Raw genomic sequence first — 14,081 nt, forward strand, 5'->3', positions numbered from 1 at the left:
GTTTTTTTGTTAAGAAAGTTTCCTCCCTCCGATTGCTCGGAGGGAAAAGGGTGTACATAAGCTTACGGATTATTAGTACTACTCGACTATGACATTACTGCCTTTACATCTATAGCCTATCAACGTGGTCATCTTCCACGATCCTTAAAAGAAATCTCATCTTGTGGTGGGTTTCGCGCTTATATGCTTTCAGCGCTTATCCCTTCCAAACGTAGCTACTCTGCGGTGCCCCTGGCGGGACAACAGATACACTAGAGGTTTGTCCAATTCGGTCCTCTCGTACTAGAATCAGATCCACTCAAATTTCTAACGCCCACAGTAGATAGAGACCGAACTGTCTCACGACGTTCTGAACCCAGCTCGCGTGCCACTTTAATGGGCGAACAGCCCAACCCTTGGGACCTTCTCCAGCCCCAGGATGTGACGAGCCGACATCGAGGTGCCAAACCCCCCCGTCGATATGAGCTCTTGGGGGAGATCAGCCTGTTATCCCCGGCGTACCTTTTATCCTTTGAGCGATGGCCCTTCCATGCGGAACCACCGGATCACTATGCTCTACTTTCGTACCTGATCGACCTGTATGTCTCTCAGTCAAGCTCCCTTATGCCATTGCACTCTACGCACGGTTACCAAGCGTACTGAGGGAACCTTTAGAAGCCTCCGTTACTCTTTTGGAGGCGACCACCCCAGTCAAACTACCCACCAAGCACTGTCCTCTTCATCGAAGAGTTAGGCCTCAGATAAACAAAGGGTTGTATTTCAACAATGACTCCACAACGCCTGGCGACGCCACTTCACAGTCTCCAACCTATCCTACACATCATTTATCCAAGGTCAATACTAAGCTATAGTAAAGGTGCACAGGGTCTTTTCGTCCCACTGCGGGTAAACGGCATCTTCACCGTTACTACAATTTCACCGAGCTCATGGCTGAGACAGTGTCCAGATCGTTACACCATTCGTGCAGGTCGGAACTTACCCGACAAGGAATTTCGCTACCTTAGGACCGTTATAGTTACGGCCGCCGTTTACTGGGGCTTCAATTCAATGCTTCTCCGAAGATAACATCTCCTCTTAACCTTCCAGCACCGGGCAGGTGTCAGGCCCTATACTTCATCTTACGATTTTGCAGAGCCCTGTGTTTTTGATAAACAGTCGCCTGGACCTCTTCACTGCGGCCCCGATTACTCGGGGCGACCCTTCTCCCGAAGTTACGGGTCTATTTTGCCTAATTCCTTAGCCATGAATCTCTCGAGCACCTTAGGATTCTCTCCTCAACTACCTGTGTCGGTTTACGGTACTGGTACTAATTACCTGAAGTTTAGAGGTTTTTCTTGGAAGCCCTTAGGCGCACTATCTCTTTGTCCGAAGACTCCGAGTACTATCGTATTTCACCATTCTCTACGGATTTGCCTATAGAGAATATAGCTAGGTACTTCAACGAACTATTCCGTCAGTTCGCGGCGCTTTCATCACTCCGTCACCCCATCACAGTAATTAGTAGTACGGGAATATTAACCCGTTGGCCATCGACTGTCCCTTTCGGGTTCGCCTTAGGACCAGACTAACCCACAGCTGATTAGCATAGCTGTGGAAACCTTAGTTTTTCGGTGTGCGGGTTTCTCGCCCGCATTATCGTTACTTATGCCTACATTTTCTTTTCTAACCAGTCCAGCATACCTTACGATACACCTTCAACCCTGTTAGAATGCTCCCCTACCACTTTGTATTACTACAAAATCCATAGCTTCGGTAATATGCTTATGCCCGATTATTATCCATGCTCGTCCGCTCGACTAGTGAGCTGTTACGCACTCTTTAAATGAATGGCTGCTTCCAAGCCAACATCCTAGCTGTCTGGGCAGACAAACCTCGTTCTTTCAACTTAGCATATATTTGGGGACCTTAGCTGATGGTCTGGGTTCTTTCCCTCTCGGACTTGGACCTTAGCACCCAAGCCCTCACTGTTATCAATCATTATATAGCATTCGGAGTTTGTCAGGAATTGGTAGGCGGTGAAGCCCCCGCATCCAATCAGTAGCTCTACCTCTATATAACTAAAATAACGCTGCACCTAAATGCATTTCGGGGAGTACGAGCTATTTCCGAGTTTGATTGGCCTTTCACCCCTACCCACAGGTCATCCGAAGACTTTTCAACGTCAACCGGTTCGGACCTCCACACTGTGTTACCAGCGCTTCATCCTGCCCATGGGTAGATCACACGGTTTCGCGTCTAACACTACTGACTAAAGCGCCCTATTCAGACTCGCTTTCGCTACGGATCCGTGACTTAATCACTTAACCTTGCCAGCAACGTTAACTCGTAGGCTCATTATGCAAAAGGCACGCCGTCACCCCACTAAAGGGCTCCGACCGCTTGTAAGCGTATGGTTTCAGGATCTATTTCACTCCGTTATTCACGGTTCTTTTCACCTTTCCCTCACGGTACTGGTTCACTATCGGTCTCTCAGGAGTATTTAGCCTTAGCGGATGGTCCCGCCAAATTCAGACAGGGTTTCACGTGCCCCGCCCTACTCAGGATACCACTATCTATTATACTTGTTACCCATACGAGGCTATCACTCTCTATGGCTCGACTTTCCAGTCGATTCTGGTTCCTTGTACATAAAATGTCGTGGTCCTACAACCCCAACAATGCCGTAACATCATTGGTTTGGGCTAATCCGCGTTCGCTCGCCACTACTTACGGAATCACTTTTGTTTTCTTCTCCTCCGCCTACTTAGATGTTTCAGTTCAGCGGGTTTGCCCACCTATCGGTGTACTATGTCTTCAACATAGTGGGTTGCCCCATTCGGATATCTACGGATCAATCGATGTGTGCTCGTCCCCGTAGCTTTTCGCAGCTTATCACGTCCTTCTTCGCCTCTGAGAGCCTAGGCATCCCCCATACGCCCTTATTTTGCTTATTGTACTTTTTTAGTCTAAAGTTATAAAGTCTAAAGTCATAAAGCCCGAAGACTTTCGACTTTCAACTTTAAGACTTTCGTCTAAAAGTGTTTTTTCTACTTTCTTATTATTTTCTTATCTCAATATGTCAATGAACTTTGTTTCGCTTTAGGCTTTAAGCAATACGCTTTAAGCTTTTTAGCTTACGGCCTACAGCTTATAGCTTATAGCCCTTAGTGGAGAATAACGGAGTCGAACCGTTGACCTCCTGCGTGCAAGGCAGGCGCTCTAGCCAGCTGAGCTAATCCCCCATTTTTTAGTTGTCAGTTAACAGTTCTCAGTTAACAGTACTTAAAACGGTCACTCAACCTCTAAAATTTCCTTTTAAATTAAACTTACAGTCTTTTTAGTTATTAATTATCAATTGTTAATTATCAATTGTCAATTGTTTTAAAAAGTAGTCCCGGGCAGACTCGAACTGCCGACCCCTACATTATCAGTGTAGTACTCTAACCAGCTGAGCTACGAGACTCTGTTTTTACTTAATTCTTTTCATTTTTTTAAATTAACAGCAAGAGTAATACAATCTCCAATTCAGAGACCCATAAATAATCATCTTTTTTCCTTAACGTGCACTAGGCTAACATTAAGGCTCTAGAAAGGAGGTGTTCCAGCCGCACCTTCCGGTACGGCTACCTTGTTACGACTTAGCCCTAGTTACCAGTTTTACCCTAGGCAGCTCCTTGCGGTCACCGACTTCAGGCACCCCCAGCTTCCATGGCTTGACGGGCGGTGTGTACAAGGCCCGGGAACGTATTCACCGGATCATGGCTGATATCCGATTACTAGCGATTCCAGCTTCACGGAGTCGAGTTGCAGACTCCGATCCGAACTGTGACCGGTTTTATAGATTCGCTCCTGGTCACCCAGTGGCTGCTCTCTGTACCGGCCATTGTAGCACGTGTGTAGCCCAAGGCGTAAGGGCCGTGATGATTTGACGTCATCCCCACCTTCCTCACAGTTTGCACTGGCAGTCTTGTTAGAGTTCCCGACTTCACTCGCTGGCAACTAACAACAGGGGTTGCGCTCGTTATAGGACTTAACCTGACACCTCACGGCACGAGCTGACGACAACCATGCAGCACCTTGTAATTTGTCTTGCGAAAGATCTGTTTCCAAACCGGTCAAACTACATTTAAGCCTTGGTAAGGTTCCTCGCGTATCATCGAATTAAACCACATGCTCCACCGCTTGTGCGGGCCCCCGTCAATTCCTTTGAGTTTCATTCTTGCGAACGTACTCCCCAGGTGGGATACTTATCACTTTCGCTTAGCCACTGAAATTGCTTCCAACAGCTAGTATCCATCGTTTACGGCGTGGACTACCAGGGTATCTAATCCTGTTCGCTACCCACGCTTTCGTCCATCAGCGTCAATCCATTAGTAGTAACCTGCCTTCGCAATTGGTATTCCATGTAATCTCTAAGCATTTCACCGCTACACTACATATTCTAGTTACTTCCTAATAATTCAAGTTTAGCAGTATCAATGGCCGTTCCACCGTTGAGCGATGGGCTTTCACCACTGACTTACTAAACCGCCTACGGACCCTTTAAACCCAATGATTCCGGATAACGCTTGGATCCTCCGTATTACCGCGGCTGCTGGCACGGAGTTAGCCGATCCTTATTCTTACGATACCGTCAAGTCCCGACACGTCGGGGTGTTTCTTCTCGTACAAAAGCAGTTTACAATCCATAGGACCGTCATCCTGCACGCGGCATGGCTGGATCAGGCTTGCGCCCATTGTCCAATATTCCTCACTGCTGCCTCCCGTAGGAGTCTGGTCCGTGTCTCAGTACCAGTGTGGGGGATCTCCCTCTCAGGACCCCTACCCATCGTAGCCTTGGTAAGCCGTTACCTTACCAACTAGCTAATGGGACGCATGCTCATCTTTTACCGTTGTGACTTTAATAGTGATCTCATGCGAGACTGCTATGCTATGAGGTATTAATCCAAATTTCTCTGGGCTATCCCTCTGTAAAAGGTAGATTGCATACGCGTTACGCACCCGTGCGCCGGTCTCTATATCCGAAGACATATACCCCTCGACTTGCATGTGTTAAGCCTGCCGCTAGCGTTCATCCTGAGCCAGGATCAAACTCTTCATCGTATATTTTTATATTATATTGCGATGAATATCTATCGGTTCTTTTCGAATCTTACGATTCTATTACTCTTATTCTTTTGTTCCGATTTTCATCGAAACGGCTGTCAATTCAATATGTCTACGAACGTGTTCTTTTTATTGTTTCGCTTGTCTCTCAAAGCGGGTGCAAAAGTAGAAAACTTATTTCTAATCGGCAAGAGTTTTTTGAAGTTTTTTTTTAGAAAATTTCTTTTCGTTTTCAACTTCCCTCCTTACCAATCTTTCAATGAACTTCCCTTGTTTTGCGGGGTGCAAACTTAAAACTTTCTTTCTTTACTTGCAAGCTTTTTGGAATCTTTTTTTGAAAATTTCTTTTCGTCTTAATTCGTTTGCTTGTCAGTATTTCGGTGAACGTTTATCGCTGTTGCGGGTGCAAAAATAGGCACTTTATTCAGTTAAACAATAGCTTTTTCAAACTATTTTCAATCTTTTTCATAAGTGACTGACTTGGTGTTTTTTACAGACTGAAATTTTTTGATACTTTTAAAGTTTTGAATGGTTTGAGCTGATTTTACCGCAAAGAAACCAAGAATTCTTCTCTTTGAGTTTGTTTCGCAAGGAACTCAAGACTACATTTTGACTTCTTTTTAATCTCGCAAAGACACAAAGGCGCTAAGTTTTATTTTTTTGGACGTTTTTTCTTTCATTTTATCTCAAAAATTCTTCTGAAAGCTGGTCCCCTAGCCCTGATAGTAGTGAAAATCCTTTTGTGCCGGGGTTCGGCACAAAAGATTGGAGCGGATAGCAGGAAATAGCTCCTGATCCTTAAAACTAAATTCCAAATTTTTCAAACTCCAAAGACCTCGACTTCGCTCAGCCAGACATGGTCGCTCCTACTATCTAAACTGTCGGAATCGAGATATAAAACTTTACCTTATATATAGGAGAGAACAAAAACTAATATACTTCCCAGAAACCTATCTCCAGAATCAATAAACACGCTCTTATATATAGTAACAAAAAATATGCTTGAGGATAATTATAAATATTACTCTTATATATTAGTATAAACATGTATATATGTATTGTATGTATTTTTGTAATGCGTTATATTTGCATTCACAAAATTATAAACAATGATTAAGATTACTTTACCCGACGGGTCAATTAGAGAGTTCGCTTCAGGCGCAACTCCGATGGAGGTTGCGAAAAGCATTAGTGAAGGATTTGCAAGAAACGTGATTTCTGCATCTTTTAATGGTACAACAATTGAAACCGAAACCCAATTGACGACCGACGGTAGTCTTACTTTATATACATGGAATGATGCGGAAGGAAAAAAGGCTTTTTGGCATTCTACTTCACACGTAATGGCACAAGCCCTTGAAGAATTGTACCCTGGAATCAAACTAACTCTGGGACCTGCAATTGCAAATGGTTTTTATTACGATGTTGATTTTGAAGATCAAAAAATTACTGACGCTGATTTCAAAAAGATTGAAGATCGTGTTCTTGAAATCTCAAGAGGAAAACACGAATTCAAAATGCGTCCGGTTAGCAAAGCTGATGCTTTAAAAATGTACAAAGACAACGTTTACAAAACTGAATTGATTTCAAATCTTGAAGACGGTACTATTACATTTTGCGATCATGCTACTTTTACCGACCTATGCCGTGGTGGACATATTCCGAATACAGGAATTATCAAAGCCATGAAAGTTATGAGTGTAGCCGGGGCCTACTGGAGAGGTGACGAAAAAAACAAGCAGTTGACCCGAGTTTACGGAACTTCTTTCCCTAAGCAAAAAGATTTAACTGAATATCTTGAACTTCTTGAAGAAGCTAAACGTCGCGATCACCGTAAACTTGGTAAAGAACTTGAATTGTTTGCTTTTTCTCAGAAAGTGGGACAAGGTTTACCTTTATGGCTACCTAAGGGAGCTGCCCTTAGAGATCGATTAGAGCAATTTTTAAAGAGAGCTCAAAAGAAAGCCGGATACGAACAAGTTGTTACTCCACATATTGGACAAAAAGAACTTTATGTTACTTCAGGACACTATGCAAAATATGGAGCTGATAGTTTTCAGCCTATACACACTCCTGCCGAAGGTGAAGAATTTTTATTAAAACCAATGAACTGTCCCCACCACTGTGAAATCTACAATGTAAGACCTTGGTCCTACAAAGATTTACCAAAACGTTATGCAGAATTTGGTACAGTTTACAGATACGAGCAATCTGGTGAGTTACACGGACTAACTCGTGTGAGAGGATTTACTCAGGATGACGCACATATCTTCTGTACTCCGGAACAGTTGGATGAAGAATTCAAAAAGGTAATCGATTTAGTACTATATGTATTTGGTTCTTTAGGTTTTGAAAACTTTACAGCTCAGATCTCATTGAGAGACCAGGAGAATAGAGAGAAATACATTGGTTCTGATGAAAACTGGGAAAAAGCTGAAAACGCAATTATCAATGCAGCAGCCGACAAAGGACTAAATACGGTTGTAGAATATGGCGAGGCTGCTTTTTACGGTCCGAAACTTGACTTTATGGTTAAAGACGCTTTAGGCAGACAGTGGCAATTAGGAACTATTCAGGTAGATTACAACCTTCCGGAACGTTTTGAATTGACTTACAAAGGTGCCGATAACGAATTACACCGTCCGGTTATGATTCACAGAGCTCCTTTTGGATCAATGGAACGTTTCATTGCAATTTTACTGGAACATACCGCAGGAAATTTCCCACTATGGCTAATGCCTGAGCAAGCTATAATCTTGTCTTTGAGCGAGAAATACGAAATATATGCTAAAAAAGTTTTAGATTTGCTAGAAAATCACGAAATTCGCGCCCTAATTGACAACCGAAACGAGACTATCGGTAAGAAAATTAGAGATGCTGAGATGCAAAAAACTCCATTTATGCTAATTGTTGGTGAGGAAGAGGAGAAAAACGGAACGGTTTCTATCCGTCGTCATGGGCAAGAAGGAAAAGGTAATATTACAGTTACAATCGATGAATTTGTCGCTATTGTAAACGAAGAGATAAAAAAGACATTAAAAGTTTTTACAGTTTAACTTAAATTATAAAGTCATAGCAATAAGAAGCAACAGAGGTTACCAACCTCGAGTAGAAAAAAAGGATGCCCACAGAATAAACAATAATATTCGTGGCGTACAAGAAGTAAGATTAGTAGGCGAAAACATCGAACCAGGTGTATTTAAGCTTGCTGAAGCTTTACGATTAGCAGATCAATTTGAACTTGATTTAGTTGAGATCTCGCCAAACGCTGAGCCACCGGTTTGTAAAATCATGGATTACAAGAAATTCGTGTACGAACAAAAGAAACGTGATAAGGTGTTAAAAGCTAAGTCTACGCAGGTTGTCGTAAAAGAAATTCGATTTGGACCTCAAACGGATGAGCATGATTACGAATTTAAAAGAAAAAATGCGGAGAAGTTCCTGAAAGAAGGCGCTAAACTGAAAGCATTTGTATTCTTTAAAGGACGTTCTATCATCTATAAAGACCAAGGTCAGATCTTACTTTTACGTTTGGCAACAGACCTTGAAGAGCACGGTAAAGTTGAAGCGATGCCCGTTTTAGAAGGAAAGAGAATGATTATGTTCATTGCTCCGAAGAAGAAAAAATAATTATTTGCTTTAAGCAATAAGCTTTAAGCTTTAAGCAAATAGTTTATTTAAACTCCTGCTTAAAGCTTAAAGCCTAAAGCCTAAAGCTTTTGAAGATATAAGTAAGTAAGAATAAATTAAAACACTAGGAAAAATGCCTAAAATGAAAACAAAATCTAGCGCCAAGAAACGTTTCAAAGTTACTGGTTCTGGAAAGATTAAAAGAAAGCATGCTTTTAAAAGTCACATCTTGACTAAAAAATCTAAAAAACGTAAATTAGCTTTGACACACTCAGCGCTAGTTCACTCTACAGATATGAAAAGCATCAAACAACAATTAAGAATTATCTAATAAAAGTCGAAAGTTAGCAAGTCATAAAGTTGAAAAGTCAGTAGCTGACTTTAAACATTTGACTTAAAAACCTTAGACTAGAGAATTTCTTTAGGTTTAAAATTATTTATATAACCTTGGAGTATGGCTTTTAAGTTCCTTTGATTCAATTCAGGACGCCTGCTACAAAAACACATTAAAATTATGCCAAGATCGGTAAATTCAGTTGCTAAAAGAGCAAGAAGAAAAAAAATAATGAAGCAAGCCAAAGGTTTCTTTGGTAGACGTAAAAACGTTTGGACAGTTGCTAAGAATGCAGTAGAGAAAGCAATGTGCTACGCTTACCGCGATAGAAAACAAAACAAAAGAAATTTCCGTGCTCTATGGATTCAACGTATTAACGCTGGAGCTAGATTAGAAGGAATGTCTTATTCTCAATTCATGGGGAAAGTAAAAGCTAACGGAATCGAATTGAACCGTAAAGTTCTTGCAGATTTAGCGATGAACCACCCTGAAGCTTTCAAAGCAATACTTAATAAAGTAAAATAAACGTTTTATAAACTCAATTTAGATTACTTACTTATCATAGAAAAACCATCTCATTTAAACGGGATGGTTTTTTGCTTTATACTGGTTTGCCAAATTATAATTTTTAAAACTACATTTGTATAAAACCTATAAAAATGTATACCGCTCTTTTTACTCATATCGCAAAGTTTGTAACTCTGGAAGCTTCTGAGATTGATCTCTTAGAAGCGGTTTTAAGTTTAGCAATCATTAAAAAGAAAGACCATGTACTTCGGGAAGGTCAGGTTTGCAACACTCTATATTTTATCGTTAAAGGATGCATGCGTCAATATATCATTAATTCGAAAGGAACTGAACAAACACTACAATTTGGAATAGAAAGCTGGTGGATTACAGATTACTTAAGCTACCACAACCACGTTCCTTCTCATTTTTATATTCAGGCGGTAGAGAATTCTGAGGTTATTGCCTTAGAGCAGTCTGTATTGGAGTCTGTACTAATTCAAGTTCCAAAATTGGAGCGCTACTTTCGCATTGTTTCCCAGAAGTCATTTGGAGCTGCACAAATGCGAATTAAGTTTCTGTTCACCATGTCCGCAGAAGAAAGGTATCATCACTTTAATAATCTGAATCCTGAGTTCGTTCAGCGCGTTCCGCAATACATGCTTGCCTCCTACCTTGATTTCTCAGCTGAATTTATGAGCAAAATCAGAGCCGGTAAAGTTTAATTCTGAGAAACTACGATTCTCAAATACTAAACCACTAAGCTCCTACTGGTTTTAGAGTATCAAAAAAATTAATCTTGTCCATTTATATACCTCGTTAGCGAACTCAGAACCTTAGTACCTCAGAATTTCAGCAACTCGATAGTTTTCTTGAAGTAGTTCAAGTTTTTCAAAGCAGACATCCATGATCTTTGTATCAAACTTTAAAAACACTTCAAATGAAACCAAGAATCGTTATCCCAACAGTTGCACCGCAGGCTTACCAAGCATTACTTAACTTAGAAAAATACATCTCTACTACTTCACTTACACCAGTACACAAAGAATTAATTAAAATTCGTGCTTCCCAAATAAACGGCTGCGCGCATTGTATTAATATGCACACAACCGATGCCCGAAAACAAGGCATATCTGAACAGTACATTTATTTACTAAGCGCCTGGCGTGATACGGATATTTATACTGAGGAGGAAAAAGCTATTTTAGCTCTGACGGAAGAAGTAACACTAATTAGTCATCACGTTTCTGATGAAACCTATCAAAATGCTGCAAGTCTATTCAACGATCAATACCTTGCCGAAATTATCCTTACTATTATTACCATTAACTCCTGGAATAGAATTGCGATCACAACAGGATTAAGAGTTTCATAATTGTTTCAGAAATAAATCATACCGACAGTACAAAGAAAGCTTTCATACCTGAAAGCTTTCTTTGTACTTACCTAAAAATCAACCCTAAAAAATAAAATCAAATTTTATAGAAAAACAGGTATTTATACGCTTTTTTAAGAACTTTAATTCTTTACTTTTGGCGCATGATACCTTACAGAATGCGCATTTTCCTATTTATTATCTTTACTTTTTTTTCCCTGCAATCCTGTCAGAAAAAAACCTCAAATACTCCCAAACCCAAAAACACAAAACCCGAAATTGAAGAAGCAATACTAACTGCAGATCGCTTTTACAGCCAAAAAGAATTTGACAGCGCCTTTTTTTATTACAACAAACTACGATCGATTTGCAATCCGGTAACAGATTCGGAAAACTACATTACTTCTCTGAACCGAATGGCAGAGATACAGCAAGATCACGCTGATTATACAGGCAGCGAAAATACCATTAAAGAAGTACTGCCTTATCTTAAGTATGCAAAAAAACAATCGCAAATATGGAGCACTTATGTTATTTTAAGCATCAACTACTTAAATACGTACGATTACAAGAACGCCATATTATACAACCAAAAAGCCTTACGGTTACAAACAGAAGAGTGGCGAAAACTAGCAGCAAGAAATAACATCGCTGTTATCTTAATGGAAGAAGGGAAATACAATGAAGCTCTCCAGATCTTTTTGTCGTTGACAACAAAGAAAGAAGTTCTTAACAACGATGAGTTTCAAAACAAAGCACTGGACAATATTGGATTCTGCTACTTTAAAACACACAATCCGAACGAAGCTCTTTTATATTTTAACAAAAGTCTTGAAATAAGGCAAAGAAAAAACCGTCCTTTTGATTTAGGTAAAAGCTATCTTCATTTTGCAAAATTCTACGAGAAAAGCAATTCTGCTTTAGCAAAAGAATACATGTTGTTAAGCTATGAAAAATTCACTGCTGCCAATAGTGTCGAAGACAGAATGTCCTCACTGGAGCTGCTGATTAAAAATACTTCTGATCAGGAATTAAGAAAATATGCTACAAAGTATGTAAATATAGTAGATAGTATATTTGAAGTAAGACAGAAAGTAAAAAATCAATTTGCAAGAATCAAGTACGATTCTAAAAGAGAGCGAGAAGAGAACTTAAAGCTAAAGTCTCAAAAAATCGAAAATGAATTACAAATAGAAAGACAGGAGAATAGAAATATTATATCCTACATCATAATTCTTGTGGCATTAAGTCTAGTTGTAATCCTGTATTTTTATCTCACATCTCGTGCAAATCGACAAAAGATCGAAGCAACTTATCAAAGTGAGACCCGTATTTCAAAGAAACTCCACGATGAACTGGCAAACGATGTTTATCACACTATGGCATTTATCGAAAACAAAAATCTCTCTATAGCGAAAAACAGAGAAAATTTATTAAAAAACCTAAGAGACATCTACTCGCTAACAAGTGATATTTCAAAGGAAAACTGCCCACTTGTTGCTAATAAAAATTATGCTGCTTCTTTAAATGAAATGATCTCAGAATTTAATAATTCCGAAACAAATATTCTAACTAAAGGTTTAGATACAATTTTATGGAGTGAAATTAAAAAAAATAAAAAAGTAGCTGTCTACAGAACTATTCAGGAATTATTGGTCAATATGAAGAAACATAGCTCCGCAACCTCAGTCCTTATAACTTTCAAAAAAACAAACAAAAACATACTAATTATCTACGTCGATAACGGTAAAGGTATTGATGCAAATCAAGTACTTACTAAAAATGGTTTAAACAATATCGAAAATAGAATTTTTGCTATAAACGGCTCTATTGATATCGATTCTTTTCCTGACAAGGGATTCAAAGTTTTTATTAAATTCCCTATAATACGATGAAAAAATTGATATTTACGTTCTTATCAAACAAGAATATTACAAACTGTTTAATAAGCCTTCTAACAGCCTTAAGTATATTCTTTTTCCTAGAATCCTGCTCGAAAAAAAGAGATACGGAATCTAAAAAAACAGATCATACCCGGGAAGTAAAAAGATTGACAGTTATTGCTGACAGACAATATGAAGAAGACAAACTTGATAGTGCTTTTCACAACTATAATAAAATCATACTACTCGCTGATATTAAAAATAATACTGTGGATTATGCAGATGCCCTAATCGCCATGGGATATATTCATCATTCGCAAGGTGATTATATCAATAGCGAGGCCGTTACTACAAAAATTTTACCTCTACTCCCACATTTAAAAAAAACAAGATTTGCCTGGAATACTTATAATATTCTGGGTTTAAATTATCTTGCTACCAAAGATTATGACAATGCGCTTTTATATCTAAAAAAAGCTTTAGCCCTAAAAACAAACCCGTGGAGACAACTTGAAACTTTAAGCAATATCGGCCTTATTTATATAGAACAACACCATTACAAGAAGGCAACAGACCTCTATCTTAAAATTACAACACAAGGATATTATGCCGATAAAAAAAAGCAGCATACTCTTGATGCTTATGATTATACTGAATATGCAACCATGATAGACAATTTGGGAAACTGTTTGTTTAAACTAAGAAACCCTCGGGCCTTAGTCTATTTTAATGAAGCATTGGAAATAAGATTAAAAGTAAAAGCTGATGAAGCATTACCCTTTAGTTTTAATCATCTTTCCGAATATTATTTATCAAAAAAAACAGCCCTGTCCAACCAATATGCAACCATGGGATACAAGGCTGCCTGCAAAATAAACGCTTTCGGAACCAAAAAAAAATCCCTAAAACTTTTAATAGCAACCAGTACCGCAAAAGACTTGAAAAAATACTCCAATGCTTACATTAAACTTATCGATAGTATGTCAGTTGCCCAGAAAAAAACGAAAAATCAATTTTCCGTAATTAAATACAATCTCAATCAAAGCAAAGAAGAAAATTTACAACTTAAAATTCAAAAAGCGGCACACGAACTGCAACTCGAAAAACAAAAAAACAGGTCTATAATTTCATACGTTATCATCTTTGTGATCACAATGCTATGCATGCTGACATTTATGCACTTACGCTCAAAAAACAGAAAAGAAAAAAATATGCAGTTCTCGAAAGTGAAGTACGAATATCAAAAAAGCTTAGTGACGAATTAACG

8 protein-coding genes, 2 tRNA genes and 2 rRNA genes are annotated in these 14,081 nt (G+C 39.2%); 8 read left to right on the plus strand and 4 right to left on the minus strand.

Going from position 1 to position 14,081, the window contains the following annotated elements:
* Positions 1-52: 52 nt before the first annotated feature.
* From LNQ34_RS03240 to LNQ34_RS03255, 4 genes are all read right to left on the minus strand, one after another.
* Positions 53-2,933: ribosomal RNA gene (locus LNQ34_RS03240) — 23S ribosomal RNA — on the minus strand.
* Between the two features lie 214 nt (positions 2,934-3,147).
* A tRNA-Ala gene (locus LNQ34_RS03245) sits at positions 3,148-3,221 on the minus strand.
* A gap of 147 nt (positions 3,222-3,368) precedes the next feature.
* Positions 3,369-3,442: transfer RNA gene (locus LNQ34_RS03250), tRNA-Ile, on the minus strand.
* Positions 3,443-3,568: 126 nt separating this feature from the next.
* Positions 3,569-5,082: ribosomal RNA gene (locus LNQ34_RS03255) — 16S ribosomal RNA — on the minus strand.
* Together the 16S and 23S rRNA genes with 2 tRNA genes alongside form the textbook arrangement of a ribosomal RNA operon.
* Before the next feature lie 1,112 nt (positions 5,083-6,194).
* On the opposite strand from LNQ34_RS03255, the gene thrS reads away from it, so the two are divergent.
* The 8 genes from thrS (at position 6,195) to LNQ34_RS03295 (ending at position 14,079) form a co-directional block, all read left to right on the plus strand.
* Entirely contained in the window at positions 6,195-8,141 is a 1,947-nt protein-coding gene (gene thrS / locus LNQ34_RS03260) for a threonine--tRNA ligase (RefSeq protein ID WP_229998642.1), read from the plus strand.
* 22 nt (positions 8,142-8,163) lie between these two features.
* The gene (gene infC / locus LNQ34_RS03265) at positions 8,164-8,715 is read left to right on the plus strand and encodes a translation initiation factor IF-3 (RefSeq protein WP_072974136.1); all 552 of its coding nucleotides are present in this window, start codon (positions 8,164-8,166) and stop codon (positions 8,713-8,715) included.
* A gap of 133 nt (positions 8,716-8,848) precedes the next feature.
* A complete protein-coding gene (gene rpmI / locus LNQ34_RS03270; protein ID WP_007810722.1) occupies positions 8,849-9,046 on the plus strand; it encodes a 50S ribosomal protein L35 in 198 nt (65 codons plus the stop codon).
* A gap of 183 nt (positions 9,047-9,229) precedes the next feature.
* A complete protein-coding gene (gene rplT, locus LNQ34_RS03275; protein WP_007810721.1) occupies positions 9,230-9,574 on the plus strand; it encodes a 50S ribosomal protein L20 in 345 nt (114 codons plus the stop codon).
* Positions 9,575-9,708: 134 nt separating this feature from the next.
* A complete protein-coding gene (locus LNQ34_RS03280; protein ID WP_229998643.1) occupies positions 9,709-10,281 on the plus strand; it encodes a Crp/Fnr family transcriptional regulator in 573 nt (190 codons plus the stop codon).
* A gap of 215 nt (positions 10,282-10,496) precedes the next feature.
* Positions 10,497-10,931 (plus strand): carboxymuconolactone decarboxylase family protein, encoded by a 435-nt coding sequence (locus LNQ34_RS03285; RefSeq protein ID WP_017498431.1) that lies wholly within the window; start codon positions 10,497-10,499, stop codon positions 10,929-10,931.
* A gap of 164 nt (positions 10,932-11,095) precedes the next feature.
* Positions 11,096-12,826 carry a tetratricopeptide repeat-containing sensor histidine kinase gene (locus tag LNQ34_RS03290; RefSeq protein WP_229998644.1) on the plus strand — a complete coding sequence of 577 codons (1,731 nt, stop codon included), beginning with the start codon at positions 11,096-11,098 and terminating at the stop codon, positions 12,824-12,826.
* 155 nt (positions 12,827-12,981) lie between these two features.
* Positions 12,982-14,079 carry a hypothetical protein gene (locus LNQ34_RS03295; protein WP_229998645.1) on the plus strand — a complete coding sequence of 366 codons (1,098 nt, stop codon included), beginning with the start codon at positions 12,982-12,984 and terminating at the stop codon, positions 14,077-14,079.
* Positions 14,080-14,081 lie beyond the last annotated feature (2 nt).

Source organism: Flavobacterium lipolyticum (genome assembly GCF_020905335.1).
Taxonomy (GTDB): Bacteria; Bacteroidota; Bacteroidia; order Flavobacteriales; family Flavobacteriaceae; genus Flavobacterium; species Flavobacterium lipolyticum.

Excerpts from the sequence above, each read along its gene's own strand:
- thrS (WP_229998642.1), top strand. The coding sequence starts at position 6,195 with ATGATTAAGATTACTTTACCCGACGGGTCAATTAGAGAGTTCGCTTCA.
- LNQ34_RS03280 (WP_229998643.1), top strand. The coding sequence starts at position 9,709 with ATGTATACCGCTCTTTTTACTCATATCGCAAAGTTTGTAACTCTGGAA.
- rplT (WP_007810721.1), top strand. The coding sequence starts at position 9,230 with ATGCCAAGATCGGTAAATTCAGTTGCTAAAAGAGCAAGAAGAAAAAAA.
- rpmI (WP_007810722.1), top strand. The coding sequence starts at position 8,849 with ATGCCTAAAATGAAAACAAAATCTAGCGCCAAGAAACGTTTCAAAGTT.
- LNQ34_RS03290 (WP_229998644.1), top strand. The coding sequence starts at position 11,096 with ATGATACCTTACAGAATGCGCATTTTCCTATTTATTATCTTTACTTTT.
- LNQ34_RS03285 (WP_017498431.1), top strand. The coding sequence starts at position 10,497 with ATGAAACCAAGAATCGTTATCCCAACAGTTGCACCGCAGGCTTACCAA.